A 22887-nucleotide genomic window follows, 5' to 3' on the forward strand; every position below is an offset into this window, starting at 1 on the left:
CTCGCTCACCGATTCTTCAAAACAATCGAGACATCCCTCAAGAAGCAAAGACCCTCATCCGGCCTTCGGCCACCTTCTCCCGGAGGGAGAAGGGTCTGCTTCATACTCGTCCCTAGTCTCAAGCCCCTAGCCCCTGCGACTTCCCATGGACATGGAAAAACTGGTCTCGCTCTGCAAGCGGCGAGGCTTCTTGTTTCAATCGAGCGAAATCTACGGCGGCCTCAACGGCTTTTGGGATTACGGCCCGCTGGGGGTCGAGCTGAAGCGGAACATCAAAGACGCCTGGTGGCGCGACATGGTCAGCGGCCACGACGACCTGGCCGCGCCGGCCGGCGCGCCCGAGGCCTATGAAATGGTCGGCCTCGACTGCTCGATCATCATGCACCCGCAGGTTTGGAAGGTCTCGGGGCATTTTGATTTGTTCTGCGACATGATGGTCGATTGCCGCGAAACCAAGAAGCGCTATCGCTTCGACCAGGTCCGCGGCCGCTGGGTCAGCAAAGGGGGCGCGCCCGACTTCAACGCCGCCACCGCACAGCAACTATTCGTCACCACGACGGCCGAAGCCGGGCAAGAGCTGGCCGACATCCAACAGCGGGCGCTCAAGCTGTTCGACCTCCGCGCCAAGGACGCCGAGCGCTTGGTCTGGCAAAGCGAATTGGTGTCGCTGGCCACGGTCTCGCCGGCCAAGTTTGCCCAGATCCTCGCCCCCGACGCCAAGACGCTCGGCACGCTGACCGAGCCGCGCGAGTTCAACTTGATGTTCAAGACGATCGTCGGCGCGATGGGTGGCGAAGAAGACGCCGCCTTCCTCCGCCCCGAGACCGCACAAGGCATCTTCGTCAACTTCAAGAACGTCGTCGACAGCTCGCGCGTTCGCGTGCCCTTCGGCATCGCCCAGACGGGCAAGAGCTTTCGCAACGAGATCACGCCGCGCAACTTCACCTTCCGCTCGCGCGAGTTCGAGCAGATGGAAATCGAGTTCTTCTGCCATCCCAAGAGTTCGTTCGATTGGTACCAGTACTGGCGCGATCGCCGCATGAAGTGGTACACCGACCTGGGTCTGGCCAGCGACAAGCTGCGACTGCGCGAGCACGACAAGGACGAACTCAGTCACTACTCGCGTGGCACGGCCGACATCGAGTACGCGTTTCCGTTCCTGCCCGCGGGTGAGTTCGGCGAGTTGGAGGGGATCGCTCATCGCGGCGACTTCGACCTCCGCAGCCACATGGAAGGGAAGCTCGACCCCAAGACCAATCCGCTGACGGTCGAGTTGTTGCCCGACGGCAAAACCCCGCGGCATCGTGGCAGCGGCAAGGACTTGAGCTACTTCGACGATCTGGCCAAGGAACGGTACGTGCCGCACGTCATCGAGCCGTCGGCCGGCGCCGATCGGGCCACGCTGGCCTTCTTGTGCGAGGCGTACTACGAGGACCAGGCTCCCGACGAGAAAGGCGAAATGCAAACCCGCGTGGTCATGCGTTTCCATCCGCGGATTGCGCCGATCAAGGCCGCGATCCTGCCGCTGGTCAAGAAGGACGGCATGCCCGAGCTGGCCCACGAGATCTATCGCGCGCTGAAGCGGCGGTTTAATGTGTTTTACGACGAGAAGAGCGCCGTTGGCCGCCGCTATCGCCGCCAGGACGAGGCGGGCACGCCGTACTGCATTACCGTCGACGGACAATCGCTGGTGGATCGAACCGTGACGTTCCGCGACCGGGACAGCCTGAAGCAATGGCGCGTGCCGGTGGCCGATTGCTTGGCAGAGCTTGAGAAGTTGATTAGTGGTTGACGAAGTATCGTGTCAGTTGTCCGTGGTCAGTTGTCAGTTGCAGCAGACAGGACGGCCAGCCACGCGTGAGAGTTTCTTAACAACGGACCACGGACTACTGACAACGGACACTCCCCCATGCCCATCGACTGGTCGCAATTCGCCAAGCAGATCGCTCCGTACCAGAAGTTCATTCTGACCAGCCATATTCGGCCCGACGCCGACGCGCTGGGCAGCGAGCTGGGCATGGCCGGCGTGCTGCGCGCGTTGGGCAAGCACGTGCGAATCGTCAACGGCCAGAGCACGCCGCCGAATCTCAAGTTCCTGGACCCGGCGGGCGAGATCAAAGCCATTGGCGTCGACGTGACGGCCGAGCAACTGGCCGATGCCGACGCGCTGATCGTGCTGGACACCAGCGCTTGGGCCCAGTTGGGGCCGATGAGCGACGTGATCCGCACCACCAAGGCCAAGAAGTTCGTCGTCGATCATCACCTCAGCGAAGATGACCTGGGGGCCGAGTCGTTCAAGGACACCTCGTCCGAAGCGACGGGGCGGCTGATTACCGACGCGGCCGCGGCTCTGGGCGTGAAGCTGACGCCCGAGATCGCCACGCCGCTGTTCGCCGCCTTGGCCACCGACACGGGCTGGTATCGGTTCTTGTCGACGACCGGGGGAACCTATCGCGCGGCTGCCGCGCTGGTCGAAGCTGGCGCGGTGCCGGGACAGATTTACAAGCAGCTTTACGAGCAAGACACGCTCGGCCGGATTCACCTGATCGGCCGCGTGCTGGAACGGGCCGAGGCGGAAAAGAATGGCAAGTTGATTCACACCTACGTCCAGTTGCCCGACTTCAGCGCGTGCGGCGCACAGCCGACCGACACCGAGGACGTGATCAACATGACGCTGCAAGTGGCCGGCACCGAGGTGGCGGTGATCGCGGTCGAGCAAGCCGGCGGCGCGGTGAAGTTCAGCTTCCGCAGCCGGCCGGCGGCCAATGGTGGCCAGCTCGATTGTCGGCTACTGGCCGAGCAATTTGGGGGCGGCGGTCACAAGGCGGCGGCCGGCGCGACGCTGCGCGAGCCGCTGATGGCCGCGCGGTCGAAAGTGCTTGAAGCGGTCCGCGCCGCGATGGGGTGAGCCGTTCGGCGCTCTCGCAGGAGAATTTGAACCGCAAAGACGCAAAGATCGCAAAGCGGACATTTTGAATCGCAGAGGGCGCAGAGGATCGCGGAGAAAGGGTTTTAGCTTTCCTTTCCCTGCGTTCCTCTGCGCCCTCTGCGTTTAGTCTCCTTGCATTTCCTTTGCGTTCTTTGCGTCTTTGCGGTGAAAAACTCCCCGAAGAATTGGGCACCCAGCCCGCTTCCGCCAGGGTGTAGGAATCGTCGCTACGGCGATTTACACTAGACGGCGCAAGACGCCCCCGCCCTTTGCCGCGGCCCGTTTGCCCTGAACCTCTCACCTTTTGGAAGGCGGCACGCCATGAGTGACGAAATTCCGCTGGCCCCGTTGCCCGACAAGCCAGCCACCAAGTATTCGACCCCCCAGGCCCCGGAAACTCCGCCGCGGCGCGGCTTCTTTAGCGGGGCGGCCTCGATCGCCATCGGCGCGTTGATCGGCGTGGTGCCGACGGCGGCCGGGTTGGCCACGCTGTTCGATCCGCTCAGACGGAAGGGGAGCGGAGCGAAGCTGCTGCGCGTCGCCTCGCTCGACACCTTGCCCACCAGCGGCGAGCCGCGGGCGTTTCCGATCTTGGCCGATTACGTCGACGCCTGGAACCGGCTGCCGAACCAGCCGATCGGGACGGTTTATCTGCGCCGCTTGCCGGGAACCGACAAGGTCGAGGCATTCAACGCCACCTGTCCGCACGCCGGATGCATGGTCTCGTTCAAGCCCGAGCGCAATCAGTTCCAGTGTCCGTGTCATACCAGCGCGTTTGAAGCCGATGGCAGCCGCGTGATGCCGTGCGTCTCGCCGCGCGACCTGGACGGCTTGAAGTGCGAAGTGCGCAAGGAAGAGGGACAACCGGTGGTGTACGTCGCGTTTGAGAACTTCTACTCGGGCATGCACGAAAAGAAGGCCAAAGCATGAGAGCGCTGCTTGACTGGTTGGACGATCGAACCGGCATTCGCGAGCTGCTGCACGAGGCGCTGTACGAGCGCATTCCCGGGCACGCGCGGTGGCGCTACGTGTGGGGGAGCACGCTGGTGTTCGCCTTCACCGTGCAGTTGATCACCGGCGTGTTCTTGTGGATGAGCTACAGCCCCAGCAGCCAGACTGCCTGGGAAAGCGTCTATTACATCCAAAACGAGATGTGGGGAGGCTGGCTGCTGCGCGGCATTCACCACTTCATGGCCCAAGCCATGATCGTGCTGCTGGCGTTGCACTTGCTGCAAGTGGTCATCGACGGCGCGTATCGCGCCCCGCGAGAGGTGAACTTCTGGCTCGGCTTGATCCTGATGAAGATCGTGCTCGGGCTGTCGCTGACCGGCTACCTGCTGCCCTGGGATCAGAAGGGTTACTGGGCCACCCGCGTGGCGACCAACCTGATGAGCCTGGTCCCGTTTGTCGGCACCGATATTCAGCGCGTGGTCGTCGGCGGGGCCGACTATGGGCACCATACGCTGACGCGGTTCTTTGCGCTGCACGCGGGCGTGCTGCCCGGGTTGCTGATTTTCTTCCTGGTGCTGCACATCGCGATCTTCCGCCGGCACGGCATTCACGCCAAGGATCCCAAGAAGGGGGTCGAGACGACGTTCTGGCCCGACCAGGTGTTGAAGGACTCGGTGGCGTGTCTGGCGGTGCTGCTGGTGGTGCTGTTCTTCGTGGTCCGACCGGCGCTGTTCGGCGCGCAGGTCGGCGAGCACCCGGGACACTTGCTGGGGGCCGAGTTGGGCGCGCCGGCCGATCCGGCAAACCAGTACTCGGCGGCGCGACCGGAGTGGTACTTCCTGTTCCTGTTTCAGTTCTTGAAGTACTTCCCGGGGGATAAAGAGATTTACGGCGCGCTGGTGATCCCGGGGCTGCTGATGCTGGGCCTGGCGCTGATGCCGATTGTCGGTCGTTGGAAGCTGGGGCATCGGTTCAACGTGCTGTACATCCTGATGCTGCTGCTCGGCGCTGGCGCGCTGACCGGCGTGGCCTGGTACGACGACAATATGGCTCGGTTCGAAACCAACGTGCCGGTGCTGGCCACGGACGCGAAGCGCAAGGAATCGCAAGGCTACCTCGAAGCGGTGGCTGACGCCGAGCAACAGACGCACCGCGCGCTCGAGTTGGCCTCGGCGCCGTCGGGCATTCCGCCGGCCGGCGCGGTCTCGCTGATGCGCAGAGACCCCATGACCGAAGGGCCGCGGCTGTTCGCGCGCTATTGCGCCAGTTGCCACAGCCACACGAACCCGCAAGGCGTCGGCATCAAGGCGCCCGAGTCGTCGGCGCCGAACCTGTATGGCTTTGCCAGCCGGCAATGGATCGCTCGGGTGCTCGACCCGGCGCACGTGGGCGGCCCGGAAATGTTTGGCAACACCAAGCACAAGGAAGGGGACATGGTGACCTTCGTCCGCGACACGTTGGCCAAGGAAGACAAAGCGCAAGTCGCCAAGGTCGTGGCCGCCCTGTCGGCCGAAGCGGCGCTGCCCGAGCAGGCCGCGGCGGACAAGCGCGACGCTGCCCAGATCACCGAGGGGCGCGAGCTGGTGGCCAAGCTGAGTTGCACTGACTGTCACAAGTACAACGACGAAGGGTCGCTAGGGACCGCTCCCGATCTGACCGATTACGGGTCCGAAGAGTGGCTGACGGAGTTCATCTCGAACCCGGCCCACGAGCGGTTCTACGGCGACCGGAACGACCGGATGCCGGCCTTTGCCGACGGGGACGAGCCGACGCGGCACACGATCTGGGCCCACGACTTGCGGCTGTTGGTGATGTGGCTGCGCGGGGACTGGTACCGGGCCGAGGGCAAATGACGAAGCCCGATTGATGAAGATAATTCGACCACGACGACACGACATGGGTAGTGATGAATGATGAGTGCTGAGTGATGAATGCGGAAGGGAAGCGCGCGGGCCCATGACCCTGCGGCTAAACCGCAAGCGTGTTTCACTCCCGCGCTCCCCTCCCATGTCTTTCTTTGTGCCCTTCGCGTCTTTGCGGTTCAATTTTCTTCGTATTTTCCGGCGTCGTGCCCGTTGTGTCGTCGTGGTCGATTTTCCTTCCTTCTTCGGACGTTATCTGGCCGACTCTTTTCGGCCGGGCGGGTTTGAGCTACGCTCTGTGCGTCGCACGCGGCTCGCGGTAGGGATGCCCGGCGAATCACTCGTATTGAGAGTGTCCTCGGGCGGACTCCTTTCAATGGCGTGGAACCTCTCTAAGTACAGGAGCTGTTCGAATGACCCAACGCCAGGCAGGCGCGCCGAGTTGCGACTCGGCCCAAGTAGCCACTTCTTGTGAGTCAAACGGTTGGCGTCTCGACATCGCGCGCGGACTGAGATTCATATTCACAGTCGCGGTCCTGTCGCTGCCCGGCGCGTTGGCCTGGGCCGAGGATCCCAAGCCGAGCGCGCCTGCGCCGGTGGCCACGCTCGACAAGGCCGATCAGGCCTGGATGCTGATGTCGTGCGCGCTCGTCTTCTTGATGACCGCGCCGGGGCTGGCGTTGTTCTACAGCGGCCTCGTGCGCAAGAAGAACGTGCTGGGCGTGATGATGCAGTGCCTGATGCTGGCCGGGCTGATGACCGTGCTGTGGGGACTGTATGGCTACTCGCTGTCGTTTGGCGGCGCGCCCGGCGAGGCGGGCTTCAGTCCCTGGGTTGGCAACGGGGACTTTGTGCTGATGCGGAACGTCACCTCGACGTTCAACGAAGCGACCGGTCTGGTCGAAACGCCGGTCGAAGGGAGCATCTCGCGGCTGACCCACATGCTGTTTCAGGGGATGTTCTTCATCATCACTCCGGCGCTGATTTGCGGCGCGTTCGCCGAGCGGATGAAGTTCAGCACGATGGTTGCGTTCATGATCCTGTGGGGGACGCTGGTTTACTGCCCGTTGTGTCATTGGGTGTGGGACGGGGGCATCCTGGCCTTTGGCGCGGCCGACGCCAAGTTCGGCGCGCTCGACTTCGCCGGTGGCACGGTGGTACACATCAGCTCGGGCGTGTCGGCGCTGGTCTGCGCACTGGTCATGGGCAAGCGTCTCGGCTTTGGTCACGAGCCGATGCCGCCGCACAACTTGACCTATACCGTGGTTGGCGCGGCCCTGCTCTGGTTCGGCTGGTTCGGCTTCAACGCCGGCAGCGCCCTGAATTCCGGAGCGCAAGCGGCCAGCGCGTTTTGCGCCACCCATTTCGCCGCCGCGGCCGGCGCGCTCGCCTGGCCGTTGCTCGAATGGGTCTTCCGCGGCAAGCCGACGGTGTTGGGCTGTGCCTCGGGAGCCGTGGCGGGACTGGTCTGCATTACTCCGGCGTCGGGCTACGTGGCGCCGATGCCGGCGCTGGCCATGGGACTGGCGGCTGGCGCGGTCTGCTTCTATGCCTGTACGGCGCTAAAGTCGAAATTCGGCTACGACGATTCGCTTGACGCCTTTGGCGTGCATGGCGTCGGCGGCACGCTCGGCGCGGTGTTGACCGGGGTGTTCGCCACGCGAAACATCACGCCCGAGGGGACGTCGGGGGGCAAGTTGCTGGGGCTGTTGGAAGGGGGACCGCTGCTGACGCCGCAGGTGATGGCGGCGCTCGTCACTTGGGTCTATGCCGCGGTGGCGACGTTCGTGCTGTTGAAGATTCTCGACGTGGCGATGGGCCTGCGGGTGACGCAGCAAGACGAAGTCCAAGGCCTCGACTACAGCCAGCACGGCGAAGAAGGGTATATTTTCATCTGAGCGCCGGTTACACGGAACGCGACTTCGCGAACGCTGTGGCAACAATGGCCCCCGGTCATTGACCGGGGGCTAAGCGGCGATCAGAGTGGAATGAACCAGGGCGAGAGACACCGATGAAAAAAATCGAAGCGATCGTCCGGCATTTCAAGCTCGAAGAAGTCAAGCACGCGCTCAGCGAACTGGGCGTGCGCGGCATGACCATCTCGGAGGTTCGCGGCTTTGGCCGCCAGAAAGGTCACACCGAGACCTACCGGGGCACCGAGTACACGATCGACTTCGTTCCCAAGGTGAAGATCGAAGTCGTGGTCCGGAACGAAGACGTCGAGAAGACGCTGGCCACGATCCTGCGCACGGCCCAGACCGGGCAGATTGGCGACGGAAAGATCTTCGTCATTCCGTTGGACGAAACGGTTCGCATTCGCACCGGCGAAACCGGCGTCGACGCGGTGTGAAGTCGCTGTGTTCGTTGAGATTGCGACAAGCCCAGGGATCCCACCCCCGGGTTTTTTCATGCGCAGTTTAATTCACGCAACACAATGCGATAAAAGCAGTTACGGCACGCATGCCGTGTTTTTCGCATAGTCCGTTGCTATAATTGAGGTAACTGATACGATGACAGCAGCCCCCTTGGGCTAGCTTCTCTCACTTAACGCCCCGTCGGGCGCTGCGACCATGAGCACGCAATCGGAAACTTCGGACGGCATGCTGGTCGATCTGCTGCGCCGCGGCGGCCCATTGAGCATTGCCGAAATGGCGACGGCGCTGGCGGTTACAGCCACGGCCGTGCGGCAACGGCTGACCCGGTTGATGGGCCAAGGGCTGGTCGAACGGGACATCAATCGCACCGGGCGCGGCCGGCCCAGTCACAAGTACCGCGCCACGGCCAAGGCCCGGCACCAGGCCGGTACCAACGCCCCCGATCTGGCGCTGGCGTTGTGGGACGAGATTCGCGCGGTCGCCGACCCGGCGGTTAAGCGCGGCTTGCTCGAGCGGTTGGCTCAGCGGCTGGCCCGGTTTTACGCTCCGCAAGTCATGGGCGAGTCACTTGACCAGCGCGTCGAGTCGGTGCGCAACGTGTTTGCCGAACGAAACATTCCGCTGGTGGCTACGTTGACCGAGGCCAGCGCGCCCGTTGAAGCCAACACCCCGGCTGAGGCGACTGGACCGGCAGCGGTGGCGACCGGCCTGACGTTGCAGGTGCTCGACTGCCCGTACGGCGAGCTGGCCGAGCACGATCGGGGCGTATGTGCGATGGAGCGAATGCTGTTTTCCGAGCTGTTGGCGACGCCGGTCAAGCTGACCGAGTGCCGGCTGGACGGCCACGCTTGTTGCCAGTTTCAAACGACTTAGGTGAGCGATATATTGCTGGATTCCGCAGGTTTTGACGAACTTCGCTGTTCCCAGCCGGCCTGCCGGTGAACCACCCCCGGACCAGAGACGAAAGCCAAACGCTATGACCGAGATAGTTCAGAAGCTCTTGGCGTCGTTTGGAGAGTTGTCGGACGCGGATCAAGCTGCGTTTGCGAAGTTAATTGTTGCGCAAATTCGGGCTCGACGAGAGGAAAAGACTGACGAATCACCTGCCAGTGATGAAGAAATGGCATTTTTGGCCGATCAGTTGTTCCTGATGTACGACGCGGAGGAAAGCGAACATGCCTGAGCCGCGTCGCGGCGAAGTTTGGATCGTGGATTTAGGTTATCAGGCAAAGACGAGGCCCTGTGCGGTGTTGAGCGTTCCTGTCCGTGATAACGAACGGGCATTAGTTAGCTTTGTGCCACGTACAACTCAGGTGCGCGGAACTCGATTTGAAGTTGCAAGCAACGCAGATTTCTTTGACCAACAAGGTGTGTTTGATGCCCAAGCGATTGATACGATCGATCGCAGTAAGCTTAGGCGCAGAATTGGTGCTTTGACGTCAGCAGAGTTGCATGAGGTGGAAAACGCAGTCAAACGCTGGCTTGGTTTCGAGGCTGATCCAGGCAGTGCATCACCCCCACAGGGGCCTCACGAACGTGACCTTGGAATTACGCAGGAACTCACATGACCAAGCCATGGATTGAAGGACGGTTCGAGGAAAACGTCATCACGACGTCGGTCGAACAGGCGATCAACTGGGCCCGGCAAGCCAGCGTCTGGCCGATGACGTTCGGGCTGGCCTGTTGCGCCATCGAGATGATGGCCGCCGGCGCCAGCCGATACGACCTCGACCGGTTTGGGGCTGGCGCGTTTCGCGCCACGCCGCGGCAAGCCGACCTGATGATCGTGGCCGGCACCGTGACCTACAAAATGGCCAGCCGTGTCCGCCGGCTTTACAACATGATGCCCGACCCCAAGTTCGTCATCGCCATGGGGGCCTGCACCGTCGGCGGCGGACCATACTTCAAGTACGGCTACCACGTGGTCAAGGGGGTCGACCTGGTCGTGCCGGTCGACGTCTATGTGCCGGGCTGTCCGCCGCGCCCCGAAGCCCTGCTCGAAGGGCTGATGCGCATCCAAGACAAAATCCGCGGCTACAAGATCAGCAAGCAGCGCGGCTCGGCCCCGCGATTCCAGGAAGGCATTCAGACTGAGCTCGAGCTGCCGGTGCCGCACCACTCGGGCTACGTCGATGTCGAAGAGAAGCAGCCGGTGTTCGATCATCAGAAGATTACGGGTTAAGCCGAAGTTGCTAGTTGCTGGTTCCTGGCAGCTAGTAAAAGGCTTGGGCCTGATGCGTTTTAACTAGCAACCAGCAACTAGCAACCAGCAACTTTTCATGTCCCAAGAAACTCTCAAAATCTCCAACCTGCATGTTTCGGTCGAAGGCAAGTCGATCTTGCGCGGCGTCGACATGGTCATTCGCCGTGGCGAAGTCCACGCCTTGATGGGCCCCAACGGCTCGGGCAAGACCACGCTCGGCTACGCCATTATGGGTCACCCGAACTACGAGGTGACCGAGGGCTCGATCGAGATCAACGGCCAGGATGTGCTGGCCATGGACCCCAACGAGCGCGCTCGCGCCGGCATCTTCTTGGCCTTTCAGCGGCCGATGTCGATCCCGGGCGTGAAGATGGCCGACTTCTTGCGCCACGCCACGACGAACGTCCGCCGCCCCGACCGCAAGGAAGGGGAAGAACTGATCCCGATGCGCGAGTTCCGCAAGGAACTGAAGGCCAAGATGGAACAGTTGCGAATGGACCCCGAGTTTGCCCGGCGTTACGTCAACGACGGGTTTTCTGGGGGCGAAATGAAACGGGCCGAGATTTTGCAGATGGCCATGCTGCGTCCCAAGTTCGCTATCCTCGACGAGACGGACAGCGGGCTGGACGTCGACGCGGTGCGACTGGCCAGCCAGAGCATTGCCGAGATCGGCGGCGCCGAGATGGGCATCTTGATCATCACCCACCACGACAAGCTGTTGGAACATAACAAGCCGAACTTCACCCACGTGATGCTCGGCGGTCGAATTGTGGAAACCGGCGGACCCGAATTGGCCGTCGAGCTGCACGAGCGCGGCTACGACCGGATTCGCGCCGCCCACCCCGAAGCGGCCGCGGCCGAAGACGCGATGAAGCAACCGCAAGTGGCCGAAGTGGGGACGTAGGAGGGAAGTTGCTAGCTGCTAGTTGCTAGCGGCTAGTAAGAAACACCAGCTTCCTTGTCTTTAACTAGCAACTAGAAACCAGCAACTCGCAACTTTTATCATGGCCACCGAAATTAAACCTGATTTCGACGTCGCAGCGGGCGAAATCAACAAATACGACTTCCGTAACGAAGAGAAGTACGTCTTCAAAAGCCGGAAGGGGCTCGATGCCGAAATCGTGCATCAGATTTCGGACATGAAGAACGAGCCGCAGTGGATGCGCGACTTCCGCTTGAAGAGCCTGGACATCTTCAACAGCAAGCCGACGCCCAAATGGGGCGGCGCGATCGACCTGAACTTCCAGGACATCTACTACTACATCAAGCCGTCCGATCGTCAGGGTCGCAGTTGGGAAGATGTGCCCGCCGACATCAAGAACACCTTCGACCGCCTGGGCATTCCCGAAGCCGAGAAGAAATTCCTGGCCGGCGTGAAGGCCCAGTACGAAAGCGAAGTGGTCTACGGCTCGCTCCGCGAAGACCTGGCCAACCGGGGCGTGATCTTCACCGACACCGACTCGGCCGTCCGCGAATACCCGGACCTGGTCCGCGAGTATTTCTCGACGGTCATTCCCTCGGCCGACAACAAGTTCGCGGCCCTCAACTCGGCGGTCTGGTCGGGCGGCTCGTTCATTTACGTCCCCAAGGGAGTGAAGATCGAGTTCCCGCTGCAGGCCTACTTCCGCATCAATGCCGAGAACATGGGCCAGTTCGAGCGGACGCTGATCATCGTCGACGAGGGGGCGCAGATTCACTATGTCGAAGGCTGCACCGCGCCGATGTACAGCACCGAAAGCCTGCACTCGGCCGTCGTCGAGGTGATCGTCAAGAAGCACGCCCGCTGCCGCTACACCACGATCCAGAATTGGGCCAACAACATCTACAACCTGGTGACCAAGCGGGCGATGGCCTATGAAGGGGCCACCATGGAGTGGATCGATGGCAACCTGGGCAGTCGGCTGACCATGAAGTACCCGGCCGTCTACATGATGGAGCCCGGCGCGCGAGGCGAGATCCTATCGATCGCCTTTTCGTCCAAGGGTCAGCACCAGGACGCCGGCGCCAAGGTCGTCCACTGTGCCCCGCACACCAGCAGCCGAATCATCTCGAAGTCGATCTCCAAGAATGGCGGCCGGGCCAGCTATCGCGGGCTGGTCAAAGTCGAGCCCGGCGCGCACAAGAGCAAGAGCAACGTCGTCTGCGACGCCTTGATCCTCGACTCGCACAGCCGCAGCGACACGTATCCTTACGTCGAAGTGGCCGAGCAGGACGTGTCGATCGGCCACGAGGCGAGCGTCTCGCGCATCGGCGAAGAGCAGTTGTTCTATCTGACCAGCCGCGGCCTGAGCGAGCCCGAGGCCAGCACCATGATCGTCAACGGCTTCGTCGAGCCGCTGGTCCGCGAGTTGCCGATGGAATACGCGGTCGAGATGAACAAGCTGATCGAGCTGCAAATGGAAGGCACGGTCGGGTAACCGACCGCGAAGCAGGCGTCATGGCTACCGTCGTTTGGAACGCCACCGTCGATGATTTGTACCGCGTCGAGGGGAAAGCGGAACTCGTCGATGGAGAACTTGTGCATATGCAGGCGAACGGCGATTGGCATGGCATTGTAACGGGAAACATTTTCATAAGCTTGCACGCTCACGTGAAGCAGCTTGGCGTGGGGGTGGCGTACGGCGACAGCATTGTGTTCCTCTGCGATTTGCCGAACCGGCGCTCGTTCAGCCCGGACGCGGCCTACTACACTGGTCCGCGGGCCAAGATGAAGTTCCTGCCGCAGCCTCCCGACTTCGCCGTCGAGATTCGCGGTGAGGATGACTACGGCCCAGGCGCCGAGCGACGCATAGCGAGGAAGCGAGCTGACTATTTTGCGGCTGGCACGAAAGTAGTTTGGGACGTTGACGTGGCCGACAACTTGACGATTCGTGTCTATCGCCCAGAAGCGCCGGATACCCCGATCGTGTTTAACACCGGCATGTCCGCCGACGCCGAGCCGGCGGTCCCTGGCTGGCGCTTTCCCGTCGATGAACTTCTTTCGTGACAGTCATTCGCAAGCCAGACGTCGTCCCTTCCCAATTAAGCATTTCGCATTAAGCATTTCCCATGCAGACTTTGACCGCGACCGGTTTTACTCACGAAGCGTTCGAGGCCTTTCTGGCCGCTCGGCAAGAGCCGGCCTGGCTGACCGAGCTGCGCCGCCAGGCTTGGGCCCGGTTCGTGGCCTTGAACCTCCCCTCGCGCAAAGAAGAAGAGTGGATGCGAACCGACATCCGCTTGTTCCGCTTCGATAAGTTCGGCTTGCCAGCCGGCGGTGGCGCCGTCGAAGCAGCGGCCAGCGAAGCTATTCCCGCCGGGCTGCTGAATCAGGGCGTCGATCTGGCCGGCCGCGCCGCGACTGTCAACAGCCAGCACCAGGTGGCTCAACTGGCCAAGCAGTACGCCGACCGGGGCGTGATCTTTGGCAGCCTCGACACGCTGGTCAACGATCATCCCGAGCTGGTCCGCAAATACCTGTTCCAAGCCGTCGACTCGACGGTCGACAAGTTCGCCGCCTTGCACGCGGCCTGTTGGTCGGGCGGGACGCTGCTGTACGTGCCGCGCAACGTGCGCGTCGACGAGCCGTTGCACCTGCTCAACGCGCTGGAACATGGCCAAGTCGACTTGGCGCATCAACTCGTCATCCTCGACGAAGGGGCCGAGGTGACGCTGTTGGCCGAGACGGTGGGCGATGAGCAGGCGGCGTTGCATTGCGGAGCGATCGAGCTGTTCGTCGGGCCGCGAGCGTCGCTGCGGTATGTGAACCTGCAAAACTGGGGACGCGGAACCTGGCACTTTGCCCATCAGCAAGCCCACGTCGAGCAGGATGGCCGACTGCAATGGACGATCGGCGCGCTGGGCAGCCGGCTGGCCAAGGTGAACCAGCACGTGGCCCTGGTCGGCCCGCGGGCCGAAGCGCAAGTCAACGGCGTGATGTTCACCGAAGGCTCGCAGCATCTGTCGTATCACACCTTGCAGCACCATCGCGCCGCCGAGTGCCGCAGCGACCTGCTCTACAAGGGGGCGCTGCAGGACGAATCGCGCGTCGTCTGGCGCGGCATGATCAAAGTCGACGTTGGCGCCCAGAAGACCGACGGCTATCAGCGCAACGACAACTTGATGTTGTCCGAGTCGTCCCGGGCCGACTCGATCCCAGGCTTGGAGATCGAAGCCGACGACGTCCGCTGCACCCACGGCGCCACGGCCGGCCGCGTGGACGATCAACAGGTGTTCTACGCTCGCTGTCGCGGCCTGACCCGCAATGAAGCGGTGCGGATGATCGTGGCCGGCTTCTTCCAGCAAGTGTTCGACCGGATCACAATCGAAAGCGTGCGCAACGCGCTGGGCGAAGCGATCGGCCGCCGGATTCGCAACTACGACTGACGCGCGGCCTGTGCGTGATAGCGTGGTCCCCTTTGCCGTCATTCCCGCCTGCGCGGGAATGACGAACACAAAGGATACGCCGACGCGCCCTCGAATTGAGAACCGCTAGCTTCCCTTTGGCCGATAACCATGAATCGCGGGCTTTTACGCGGTTTTGGCCCGCTGGCCCCCGGCCTTGTCCCCTCGCCGGGACGGCGATAAAATGTTGGGTTCACTCAAGTTCTAACCATCCTTACTGTTGGCGTCCGGCCGCGCAAGGTGCATCAGCCATGAAAAAAGACATCCATCCCAAGTACATGAATACCTCGGTCAAGTGCGGCTGCGGCAACTCGTTCGTCACCCGCAGCACGTTGCCCGAGATCAAGGTCGATATTTGCAACGTCTGCCACCCGTTCTACACGGGCAAGTTGAAGTACGTTGACACCGCCGGCCGCATTGAGAAGTTCAAGAACAAGTTCGCCGCGGCGGGCTATGCCAGCCTGGGCAAGGACAAGAAGGCCGCCAAGACCGAAGCCGCCCCGGCCAGCTAAGCGCCAAGCGATTTCCTTCCGGGCGCGATCGGCACGACCGTTACGAATCCAACACAAGCCCAGTGGTGAATACCACTGGGCTTTTCTTTTGCGCAATCAACTCCCCGCGCGCGACGGTTCCACTTACATCTTCGTCAGTTTGCCTGCGCGTTGCGACCTGCCCAGCCGCCGCTCGCGTAACGAAGTGCAGTGGCTTCAAACCGTGCGGTCCACGCGACCGCGATGCAGGGAACTTTTTAGCAAAGGGGTTCGATCATGTCTCGTTGGATTTCGATCGTCTCGTGCGGGTTGTTGGCAAGCGCGGTGATGTTGGGAGTGCCGGGCGCGGTCTTTGCCCGCGGGGGCGGACATGGCGGTGGGCATGGTGGTGGCCACCACGGCGGCGGGCATCATGGCGGTTCGCATCATGGCCACGGCTTCGGCCATCGCGGTCATTCGTCTCATCACTCGTTCAAGCACGCGAGCAACTCGCGCGGCAAGCACCATACGAATTACGCCATGCGCAACGGCAAGTACAGCGGCGCCCAGTTCGCCCGTCGCGGCGGCTTTGGCAATGGCTATGTCAGCGGCGGCGCCGGCGGCTACAACAACGGCTCTTGGTCTGGCCTCTGGAACAATCATCGGCACTATCGCCGGCCCATGATGCGGCCCTCGAACAGCATCAAGCAGGGGATCGCCGCCGGTTCGACGACGGCCGGGACGGCGAACATCGGCAAGACACGCGCCGCCAGCGGCAAGAGCGCCGGCGGCAAATAGTCGCCACGCTCGCTTGTCATCGCACGCAAGGAACCGGGGACGCCACCGTCCCCGGTTTTGTTTTGCGCGTGACAAAGGTTGACCGCATCTTCGTAGGGTGCATTCTATGCACCTTAAGCCGACGTCGCGAGCCGAATACCTCGATGCAAATAAACCGGCGAGCGCCTTCACGCCTGTCAGCTCGCGCGGCTACGATGCCACAGATAAGGTGTATGGAATGCACCCTACAATTTACGATCCTCGTCAAGTCGCCCGAGCCGTTCCAACGGCCACAGCACCACGTCGACCCGCTTGGCAAAGTGCAAGAGCGGTGGCCCCGACACTTGAATCCCATGCACGGCCAGCAACTGGCCGGCGTCGACCGCGCCGGCGGCCGGCTGCAGCGGCCAGGGGACGTGATGTACTTCGCCGCGGAAGAACACCCCATTGGGCGCTCGCGCGTACAGGCAATAGCGCTCGACCAGAAAGTGTTCCAGCGTCCCGGGCCGGGCCGGCGCTAGCGGCGCAATCGGCGTGAAGTCGGCGCTGAACCGGCCGCGCGCTTTCCGCGGGGCGCGCTCGGATCGGTACCGGTGTCGCTCGCCCGTTTGCTGGTGCGACATCCGCGCGCGAACGTACGGCAAATGCCACCATCGCCGCGCCGCCCAGATCGCCAACCGGTTCGTGGCGTCCAGACTCAGGAACCAGATACCCGGCTTGCCGTCGCGCTCGACGTAGACCCGCACGTTCAGTTCCGGGAAGGCCGAGACGCCCGGCAGGTCGGGCCAGGGGCGGCGCATGACGCCGGTCATGTGAAACGGGATCACGGCCACCCAGGAGACGCCGCTGAATTCCTGGACGGTCAGCTCGCGCGGCACCAGCGGCCGCAAGACTGCGGCCGACACGGGCCAATGCGCGAACAGCAAATCGTGCCAGACCTGTCGCCAGGTCCACGGCCCCGTTGGCACGGGCCACGGTCGATGATCGGTCTCGGCGAACGCCGGATGCATGGCTGCCCCTGGGCCCCACCGCCTGGTTCGGCTGAATCACGCGGCCTGGCGACTTTACAGGTCTTCGTTCCGTATCCAGGGTAACAACCGGGGCGCGAGGCGCGAATTAACCCGCCGCGCCGACCGCGGAGACCCGAGCGGGCGAAAAGTGGCCCGGCGAACCGATGCCACCGGCCTGTCCCCCCAGGTACAATCGCCAGTGCCGACTTTTCTTCGCCGCCGTTCGGAGATCACGCCCATGCATGCTGCCCGGGGCCAGCCATGGCGCAATTATGGCCTTGCGTTGTTCGCCATCGCCATCGCCGCGGCGCTGCGCGTGACGTGCGAGCCATTCTTGCAGCATCGAGCGACGTATGCGTTCTTTTCCTTGGCGGTGATGTTCGCGGGGCGCTACGCGGGGTTCGGGCCGTCGTGCCTGGCGCTGGGGCTGGGCTGCCTGGGATCGATCGGCGTATTTTACTTTCGCGCAGGGGCGATCGACGTCCACGACCAGATCTTTCAGGGGGGCATGATCGCCTATTGGCTGCTGGGCATCGGCATCGTGCTGCTGTCGCGCGGCGAGTGGAACGCCCGCGGCGCGGCCGAGCAAAGCGCGGCCGAGGCCCTGCGCCAGCAGCGAATTCTGGAACACGAAGTTTCGGAGCGCGCCGAGCTGGAGCACCAACTGCGCGAACGGCAGCAGCACCTGGAGCTGACCTTGCAGGCCGGCCGGCTGGGGCTCTGGTCATGGGATTTGCGAACCGGCCTGGTGCAATCGTCCGCGACCCAGCAGTTGATTCACGGCCGTTCCCCCGCGCAGCGCGTGGCGCCGATCGGCGCCTCGGACGAGAACATCCACCCGGAAGATCGCGAGCTCGTCCGCCGAGCAATTGAAACCGCCGTGAGCGACAACGCCGAGAAGAAGGTGACCTACCGGGTGATCTGGCCCGATGGCGGCATTCATTGGGTCGAGGCCTCGGGGCAGGTGATGCGCGACGCCACCGGCCAGCCGATCCGCGTGCTGGGCGTGTGCGCCGACATTACCGACAGCAAGCAGCGCGAGCTGCGCCTGCGCGCCGCCGAGACCCAGTTCCGGCAACTGGCCGAGCAGGCGCCGGTGGGTATCGCTCAAGGCGACCTGACCGGCCACATCTTCTTCGTCAATCGACAATGGTGCGAGCTGAGCGGTTGCACGCCCGACGAGGCGATGGGGCTGGGCTGGATAAGCTTCATTCACGCCGACGACCGGAACCAGGTCGTCACCTTGTGGCGAGAAGTGATCTCCGCCGGTGAGGACTTTCAGAGCCCCGAATTTCGCGTCACCCGCAAGGACGGCTCGATTCGTTGGGCGGTGGCTTCGGCCAAACTGTTCTACGACGATCAAGGCCAGCCCCTCGGCCAGATCGGCATGGTGCTCGACATCACCGACCGCCGGCTGGCCCAGGACGAGTTGCGGGCCACGCACGCGCGCTTGCAGGCCATCCTCGATAACACCACGGCCGTCATGTACGTGAAGGGGACCGACGGACGATACTTGCTGGTGAACCGGCAATATGTCGACGTGATCAAGATTCTCCCCGACGACATCCTGGGCAAGACCGATGAGGAGACCTTTCCCCCCGAACTGGCCGCGCAGTTCGTGGCCAACGACAAAGAGGTGATTCGCCTGGGCGAGCCGCTGGTCTTCGAGGAGGTCGCCCCGCACCGCGATGGCGAGCACCATTACATCTCGGTCAAGTTCCCCATCAAGGACGCGACGGGCAAGGTGCTTGCCATGGGGGGCATCTCGACCGACATCAGCGAGCTGAAGCGAACCACCGAGGCGCTGCGCGCCGAGCGCGAACTGCTGCGCAACCTGATCGAAGTCCAGGAAAGCGAGAAGCAATTCATCAGCTACGAGGTTCACGACGGGCTGATTCAATACGTGGCCGGCACGATGATGTCGCTCGAAGGTTACCAGCGCAGCCACCCCGCGCAGAGCGCTTCGGACGTCATTCCCCGGGCCATCGCCAATCTCCGCCGCGCGGTCGACGAAGGGCGGCGGATCATCCGCGGCGTGCGCACCACGGTGCTCAACGATTACGGCGTGATCGCCGCCATCGAGGATCTGATCGACCAACTGGCCGACTCGGGCATTGCGATCGAGTTCACGCATCCGGCGACGATCGACCGGCTGTCGCGGCCGCTGGAGACGGCGATCTATCGTGTGGCGCAAGAGGCGCTCAACAACGCTCGTCGCCACAGCGGCACGCGCCGCGTCCGCGTCGAGCTGCAATGCCGCGCCGCCGAAATCGCCCTGGCGGTCCAGGACTTCGGCGCCGGCTTCGACATTCGCGCCGTGCCCAGCAGCGCCTTCGGCGTGCGCGGCATGCGCGAGCGCATCCGCCTCTTGGGCGGCAGTTGCTCCATCGAAAGCACGATCGGCAAAGGGACGCGCGTCGAAGCCGTGCTCCCCATCGCCCCGAACGGCGACGAATAGACCACCTGCGTCACTCTGTCGCGGTTGCGGTCAGTCGCGCAAAAAAAGTTTCGGACGTCGTTGGCAGCGTGTTTCAGAGCGCTCGCGCACACCCATCGACGGCGCAATCACTTACCGCGCGGCTCGCGTGTTCGTCCGACTTTCTGTCGGACTTGTTGCCCTGGCGGGTCATGCATAACGTGAACATTGTTGTTCTCTCATCAAGTGCATCGCGGGTGGCAGCCGATGATGCCTAATGCCCCCTCTGGTTAGTCGAGGTTCTCATGCGTGCAACTCGTCGTACCAAGAAACTGGTGAATGCTCCCGAGCAAGTGGCGACCCAAAGCTCGCCGTCGTGGGCTTGGATGTTGATCGCTGGCGGCTTGCTGGTCTTCTCGCTGGTGACGATGTTCCGTCCCGGCTTCTAAGCGCGGCACACACACTGATTGAAGCGCGTTCCATCCGTTTCGATGCGCACTAATCATGGGTGGCACGTCCCCAGCGCAGCGTAGGGCGTGGTGAGTCGCCGCTCGAACATCGCGCTTTGTACACGCTTCCCCACGCCCGAAGGACGGGCGTGCCACCCCGCTGCGACAGCGCGCAAGACGCGCTAGCGATCTGCCACGCTTTGCCCTTGGGCGTTGGCGTCCAACTGGGCGGTGATCAACTGCCGACAATGGGCCAACGCCGCCAAGGCCGCCGGCGTGGCCACCAGCGGATCGTCCTCACGCACGTCCACCGCAGTGTTCGACCAACTGCCATCCACGGCCTGCCGTCGCACCAGCGCGCGGGCCAGTGACTCGGCGCGGCTGGCCGTCTCGACCGACGGTTCGCGCCCCAACCACGCCCGAGTGAGCGAATGGGCGTAGTAGTAATACAGCGCCGGCTGCGCCGCCGTGCGCCCGCGCGCATATTCGCCGGGGTGCCGCTCGGGATCGAAGTGCTCGTCCAGCCAACGCCACGCCGCCGCGACGCGCGGATGCTTCTCGTCCAGGCCACAGGCCTGCAGCGCGCGTAGCCCGTCGGCCGTGGCGCTGCCATAGGAGCTGAACCGCTCGCGGCCTTGCGCGTCGTGGCCGCGCGCGCCAGCTTTGTTGCGCACTGGGTCGCGCTGGATGAAAAAAAATCCACCGTCATCGAACGCCGGGTCGTCGCCAAAGTTCTGACAACGCTCGACGAACCGTCGCGCGGCAGTCAGCGCGGCGCGATGTTCCGCGCGGCCGTTCGCGGCCAAGGCTTCGATCGCCGCCACGGTGGCCGACAGGTTCGGCTCGGCCAGTGGTCCCAGCGGCGCGCCGCCCTTGGGTTTGCGAGTCGGCTCGTGCGCGTAGTTCCAACCACCGTAGACGTCGTCGTCTTCACGCCAGTCAAGCGCTGCGTTCAGTTGCCACTCGACGAGCAGGTCGGTCCACATCGTTCGCAGCGTGAAAGGGTCGGCCGCGCAATCGCGCGCGAGCAAGGACGCCATCGAGCCAGCCGTGTAGACCGGGTAGCTGAGCTGGCCAGTGTCCGGGCTGCCGCAATCCCCCAGCGCACGCCAGACGAACCAATCGAGTCCGCGGGCACGGGCTTCGCGAGCCGGTTGCTGGTCGGGCAGGGTCGACAAGGCTTCCAGGATCGCCGCCGTCAGCGACGCGCCATCGCCAAAGGGCGGGTACCGGGTCGAGCGCCACGCGCCGTCCGGGGCTTGCTGCGTGATCAGATAGGCGACTCCGCGCTCCAGGGCGCGATCGATCGCCGCCAGGTCGCTCGCCTCGCCCGCCACGGCCGGCGCGCCACCAGCGACGAGTAACAGGCAACCGGCCACCAACAGCCAGACAAAGGGGCGCCAAGTGGGCGTCATTTGATTCACCCCGATCAGGATCAATGGAAACGGGAGCCGTTGACGCCAGCCGGCGGTTCAACTGACAAGGCACGCCAGGCTCCAGGAGGTTGACCCCTCGCTGGGCCTGGCGTCTGCCCCAGCGGCGCTTACTTCTGGGCGGTCTCGGCCTGGGCCTTGGGGGCCTTGATCGGCGCGCGATCGGCCATCAGGGTCAACAGCGCCGTCGCCGACGTGAACGTGCGGCCGGTAATGCAGTGGTGCCCCGACCAACTGCCGTCGCCGTTTTGCACGCGCTGGAGGTTGGTCGAAATCTCGCGGTCCCACTTCAGCCATTCCTCGCCGCCGTTGGTCCGCATGGTCTCGCTGATGTTCATGTAGCTGAGGAACTCTTCGCCGCCGTTGTTGCCAAAGCCGGCCACGAATTGCTTCTCGCCCAGCTTGTCGACCAAGTCCTTGTTCGCCGCCCGCTTCTCGTTGTCCATTTTGCGAGCGCGGTCGAGTTGTTGCTGGGCTTGTTGCTTTTCGTCTTTACTGGCCTTGTCGCTGCGGAGCGTGCTCTCGGCCTGAGCGATGAGCGGCGCGTTGCTTTCGACGTTGTCGGCGGCCACGGCGTTGCCAACCGACAAGCGATACAGCGACACGCCGGCGTCGCTCGTGCTGCCGCCCAAGGCGCGCCCCGCCACGGCCGACGAACTGGCGACGGGGCCCGCAAGGGGCACCGCCGCGGTTGGCGCGGTCCCAGGGCCCGCCATCCCACCGATGGCTCCTCCACCCAGGCCGCTGGTCCGTCCGACCGGCTTGGTCTCGGACAAGGCCAAGTCAGCGACAGCGGGCTTGGTCGCGGCTTGGGCCACTTTGAAGTCCCGATCGAGCGTCTCTTGCCGCACCGCCACGCCGTTCTGGAACGCGCGGTTCAGCGCCTTGCTGCACAGCCCTTGCGACAGAACCGAGGCCCAGCCGCCGTTGCCGGCAAAGGTGCCGTCCTGCTGCTGGTTGCGCTCGATCTTGGCGACTACTTTGTCCATGGCCTTGTTGGCGCGGATCGCCAACTCGACTTGTTCGACCTTGCCGCGCAACTCGCTGAGCACCAGGCCAGCCAGGAAGGTGTCGACGTATTGACCGATTTTGCTTTGCAATTGGGTGTCGCGCACTTCGGTGATGTACATTGAACTGGCGTCCGACTTTTCGACCCGGGCGACGATGTACTCGGTCGCCTTGGCGACGTTGGCCGAGTAGCTGCCGGTCGTGGTGCTGTTGCCGGCGCGGATCAGCGCCAGCGTGGCGATGCAGGTGTTGCCCAGATCGGTTGGGTCGGGAATATTTGCCCCATCGACGCGGCCATTCTGGTTGCTGCCGACACGCCAGCCACCCCCTTGCCCCCAGCCTCCGTCCGACTGTTGCTGGCTGACCAGGTATTCGAGGCCTTTTTTGGTGGCGTCGCCCAACGGCTTCGGCGGGGCCGGGGTAGCCGCGGGTTTAGCCTTGGCCGTGGGCTTCGCCTCGGCCGCGGGTTGTTTCTCGTTCGATGTGGTCGGAGCGCCGGGCTCGACGGCCCAGACCAAGGAAGCCAGCCCCAGGGAAGTGGCGATCGCTAGCGAGCGGACGAACGGTCGATTCCAGAAGTAACGCATGGGGAACCTGCCTTTGCCAAAAGGTTTAACCGCC

General features: G+C 63.4%; 21 protein-coding genes. 18 read left to right on the forward strand and 3 right to left on the reverse strand.

Translation table 11 applies throughout. The features are described 5' to 3' along the window. Nucleotides 1-151 precede the first annotated feature (151 nt). The 16 genes from JSS27_09940 to JSS27_10015 all read left to right on the forward strand — a co-directional run bounded on the left by JSS27_09940 (nucleotide 152) and on the right by JSS27_10015 (nucleotide 15971). A complete protein-coding gene (locus JSS27_09940; GenBank protein MBS0209264.1) occupies nucleotides 152-1792 on the forward strand; it encodes a glycine--tRNA ligase in 1641 nt (546 codons plus the stop codon). Between the two features lie 117 nt (nucleotides 1793-1909). Next, the gene (locus tag JSS27_09945) at nucleotides 1910-2908 is read left to right on the forward strand and encodes a DHH family phosphoesterase (GenBank protein MBS0209265.1); all 999 of its coding nucleotides are present in this window, start codon (nucleotides 1910-1912) and stop codon (nucleotides 2906-2908) included. Between the two features lie 342 nt (nucleotides 2909-3250). Next, complete coding sequence (locus JSS27_09950) at nucleotides 3251-3859, forward strand: Rieske 2Fe-2S domain-containing protein (GenBank protein MBS0209266.1); 609 nt, start codon at nucleotides 3251-3253, stop codon at nucleotides 3857-3859. Next, nucleotides 3856-5733, forward strand: coding sequence for a cytochrome b N-terminal domain-containing protein (locus tag JSS27_09955; protein MBS0209267.1), 1878 nt, complete (start codon nucleotides 3856-3858; stop codon nucleotides 5731-5733). Before JSS27_09950 ends, JSS27_09955 begins: the two co-directional genes overlap by 4 nt. A gap of 422 nt (nucleotides 5734-6155) precedes the next feature. Then, the gene (locus JSS27_09960) at nucleotides 6156-7640 is read left to right on the forward strand and encodes an ammonium transporter (GenBank protein MBS0209268.1); all 1485 of its coding nucleotides are present in this window, start codon (nucleotides 6156-6158) and stop codon (nucleotides 7638-7640) included. A gap of 113 nt (nucleotides 7641-7753) precedes the next feature. Next, a complete protein-coding gene (locus tag JSS27_09965; protein MBS0209269.1) occupies nucleotides 7754-8092 on the forward strand; it encodes a P-II family nitrogen regulator in 339 nt (112 codons plus the stop codon). A 220-nt stretch (nucleotides 8093-8312) separates the two neighbouring features. After that, the gene (locus JSS27_09970; protein ID MBS0209270.1) at nucleotides 8313-8990 is read left to right on the forward strand and encodes a transcriptional regulator; all 678 of its coding nucleotides are present in this window, start codon (nucleotides 8313-8315) and stop codon (nucleotides 8988-8990) included. Nucleotides 8991-9093: 103 nt separating this feature from the next. Then, entirely contained in the window at nucleotides 9094-9300 is a 207-nt protein-coding gene (locus JSS27_09975) for a hypothetical protein (protein MBS0209271.1), read from the forward strand. Further along, entirely contained in the window at nucleotides 9293-9685 is a 393-nt protein-coding gene (locus tag JSS27_09980) for a type II toxin-antitoxin system PemK/MazF family toxin (GenBank protein MBS0209272.1), read from the forward strand. The genes JSS27_09975 and JSS27_09980 overlap by 8 nt, the downstream gene beginning before the upstream one ends. Then, nucleotides 9682-10299, forward strand: a complete 618-nt coding sequence (locus JSS27_09985; GenBank protein MBS0209273.1) for an NADH-quinone oxidoreductase subunit B — start codon at nucleotides 9682-9684, stop codon at nucleotides 10297-10299. The genes JSS27_09980 and JSS27_09985 overlap by 4 nt, the downstream gene beginning before the upstream one ends. Nucleotides 10300-10396: 97 nt before the next feature. Next, entirely contained in the window at nucleotides 10397-11224 is an 828-nt protein-coding gene (sufC, locus tag JSS27_09990) for a Fe-S cluster assembly ATPase SufC (protein ID MBS0209274.1), read from the forward strand. A 100-nt stretch (nucleotides 11225-11324) separates the two neighbouring features. After that, complete coding sequence (gene sufB, locus JSS27_09995; GenBank protein ID MBS0209275.1) at nucleotides 11325-12737, forward strand: Fe-S cluster assembly protein SufB; 1413 nt, start codon at nucleotides 11325-11327, stop codon at nucleotides 12735-12737. Nucleotides 12738-12757: 20 nt separating this feature from the next. Further along, nucleotides 12758-13306: a Uma2 family endonuclease gene (locus JSS27_10000; GenBank protein ID MBS0209276.1), complete on the forward strand. Its 549-nt coding sequence runs from the start codon at nucleotides 12758-12760 to the stop codon at nucleotides 13304-13306. A gap of 62 nt (nucleotides 13307-13368) precedes the next feature. Further along, the gene (gene sufD, locus JSS27_10005) at nucleotides 13369-14685 is read left to right on the forward strand and encodes a Fe-S cluster assembly protein SufD (GenBank protein ID MBS0209277.1); all 1317 of its coding nucleotides are present in this window, start codon (nucleotides 13369-13371) and stop codon (nucleotides 14683-14685) included. Nucleotides 14686-14954: 269 nt separating this feature from the next. After that, nucleotides 14955-15215, forward strand: coding sequence for a 50S ribosomal protein L31 (gene rpmE, locus JSS27_10010; GenBank protein ID MBS0209278.1), 261 nt, complete (start codon nucleotides 14955-14957; stop codon nucleotides 15213-15215). Nucleotides 15216-15470: 255 nt separating this feature from the next. Further along, the gene (locus tag JSS27_10015; protein MBS0209279.1) at nucleotides 15471-15971 is read left to right on the forward strand and encodes a hypothetical protein; all 501 of its coding nucleotides are present in this window, start codon (nucleotides 15471-15473) and stop codon (nucleotides 15969-15971) included. A 224-nt stretch (nucleotides 15972-16195) separates the two neighbouring features. Here the strand turns inward: JSS27_10015 and JSS27_10020 are convergent, their stop codons facing one another. Continuing rightward, the gene (locus JSS27_10020) at nucleotides 16196-16960 is read right to left on the reverse strand and encodes a DUF2071 domain-containing protein (protein ID MBS0209280.1); all 765 of its coding nucleotides are present in this window, start codon (nucleotides 16958-16960) and stop codon (nucleotides 16196-16198) included. 238 nt (nucleotides 16961-17198) lie between these two features. Here JSS27_10020 and JSS27_10025 point away from each other — a divergent pair, with 238 nt between their 5' ends. Both JSS27_10025 and JSS27_10030 read left to right on the forward strand, forming a co-directional pair. Continuing rightward, complete coding sequence (locus JSS27_10025; GenBank protein ID MBS0209281.1) at nucleotides 17199-19418, forward strand: PAS domain S-box protein; 2220 nt, start codon at nucleotides 17199-17201, stop codon at nucleotides 19416-19418. A gap of 263 nt (nucleotides 19419-19681) precedes the next feature. Beyond that, the gene (locus JSS27_10030; protein MBS0209282.1) at nucleotides 19682-19825 is read left to right on the forward strand and encodes a hypothetical protein; all 144 of its coding nucleotides are present in this window, start codon (nucleotides 19682-19684) and stop codon (nucleotides 19823-19825) included. Nucleotides 19826-20007: 182 nt separating this feature from the next. On the opposite strand, the gene JSS27_10035 is transcribed toward JSS27_10030, so the two are convergent. Beyond that, nucleotides 20008-21240, reverse strand: a complete 1233-nt coding sequence (locus JSS27_10035) for a terpene cyclase/mutase family protein (GenBank protein ID MBS0209283.1) — start codon at nucleotides 21238-21240, stop codon at nucleotides 20008-20010. A gap of 128 nt (nucleotides 21241-21368) precedes the next feature. Continuing rightward, nucleotides 21369-22853, reverse strand: a complete 1485-nt coding sequence (locus JSS27_10040; protein MBS0209284.1) for a hypothetical protein — start codon at nucleotides 22851-22853, stop codon at nucleotides 21369-21371. Nucleotides 22854-22887 lie beyond the last annotated feature (34 nt).

The organism is Planctomycetota bacterium, assembly GCA_018242585.1.
GTDB lineage: Bacteria > Planctomycetota > Planctomycetia > Pirellulales > PNKZ01 > JAFEBQ01.

Bases quoted from the DNA above. Each gene is read 5' to 3' on its own strand.
- JSS27_09945 (MBS0209265.1), top strand. From the start codon at position 1,910: ATGCCCATCGACTGGTCGCAATTCGCCAAGCAGATCGCTCCGTACCAG.
- JSS27_09965 (MBS0209269.1), top strand. From the start codon at position 7,754: ATGAAAAAAATCGAAGCGATCGTCCGGCATTTCAAGCTCGAAGAAGTC.
- JSS27_09970 (MBS0209270.1), top strand. From the start codon at position 8,313: ATGAGCACGCAATCGGAAACTTCGGACGGCATGCTGGTCGATCTGCTG.
- JSS27_09950 (MBS0209266.1), top strand. From the start codon at position 3,251: ATGAGTGACGAAATTCCGCTGGCCCCGTTGCCCGACAAGCCAGCCACC.
- JSS27_10020 (MBS0209280.1), bottom strand. From the start codon at position 16,960: ATGCATCCGGCGTTCGCCGAGACCGATCATCGACCGTGGCCCGTGCCA.
- JSS27_09980 (MBS0209272.1), top strand. From the start codon at position 9,293: ATGCCTGAGCCGCGTCGCGGCGAAGTTTGGATCGTGGATTTAGGTTAT.
- JSS27_09985 (MBS0209273.1), top strand. From the start codon at position 9,682: ATGACCAAGCCATGGATTGAAGGACGGTTCGAGGAAAACGTCATCACG.
- JSS27_10015 (MBS0209279.1), top strand. From the start codon at position 15,471: ATGTCTCGTTGGATTTCGATCGTCTCGTGCGGGTTGTTGGCAAGCGCG.
- JSS27_10000 (MBS0209276.1), top strand. From the start codon at position 12,758: ATGGCTACCGTCGTTTGGAACGCCACCGTCGATGATTTGTACCGCGTC.
- JSS27_10035 (MBS0209283.1), bottom strand. From the start codon at position 21,240: ATGACGCCCACTTGGCGCCCCTTTGTCTGGCTGTTGGTGGCCGGTTGC.
- JSS27_09960 (MBS0209268.1), top strand. From the start codon at position 6,156: ATGACCCAACGCCAGGCAGGCGCGCCGAGTTGCGACTCGGCCCAAGTA.
- JSS27_10030 (MBS0209282.1), top strand. From the start codon at position 19,682: ATGCGTGCAACTCGTCGTACCAAGAAACTGGTGAATGCTCCCGAGCAA.
- JSS27_09975 (MBS0209271.1), top strand. From the start codon at position 9,094: ATGACCGAGATAGTTCAGAAGCTCTTGGCGTCGTTTGGAGAGTTGTCG.
- JSS27_10040 (MBS0209284.1), bottom strand. From the start codon at position 22,853: ATGCGTTACTTCTGGAATCGACCGTTCGTCCGCTCGCTAGCGATCGCC.
- sufD (MBS0209277.1), top strand. From the start codon at position 13,369: ATGCAGACTTTGACCGCGACCGGTTTTACTCACGAAGCGTTCGAGGCC.
- JSS27_10025 (MBS0209281.1), top strand. From the start codon at position 17,199: ATGCATGCTGCCCGGGGCCAGCCATGGCGCAATTATGGCCTTGCGTTG.
- JSS27_09955 (MBS0209267.1), top strand. From the start codon at position 3,856: ATGAGAGCGCTGCTTGACTGGTTGGACGATCGAACCGGCATTCGCGAG.
- sufB (MBS0209275.1), top strand. From the start codon at position 11,325: ATGGCCACCGAAATTAAACCTGATTTCGACGTCGCAGCGGGCGAAATC.
- rpmE (MBS0209278.1), top strand. From the start codon at position 14,955: ATGAAAAAAGACATCCATCCCAAGTACATGAATACCTCGGTCAAGTGC.
- JSS27_09940 (MBS0209264.1), top strand. From the start codon at position 152: ATGGAAAAACTGGTCTCGCTCTGCAAGCGGCGAGGCTTCTTGTTTCAA.
- sufC (MBS0209274.1), top strand. From the start codon at position 10,397: ATGTCCCAAGAAACTCTCAAAATCTCCAACCTGCATGTTTCGGTCGAA.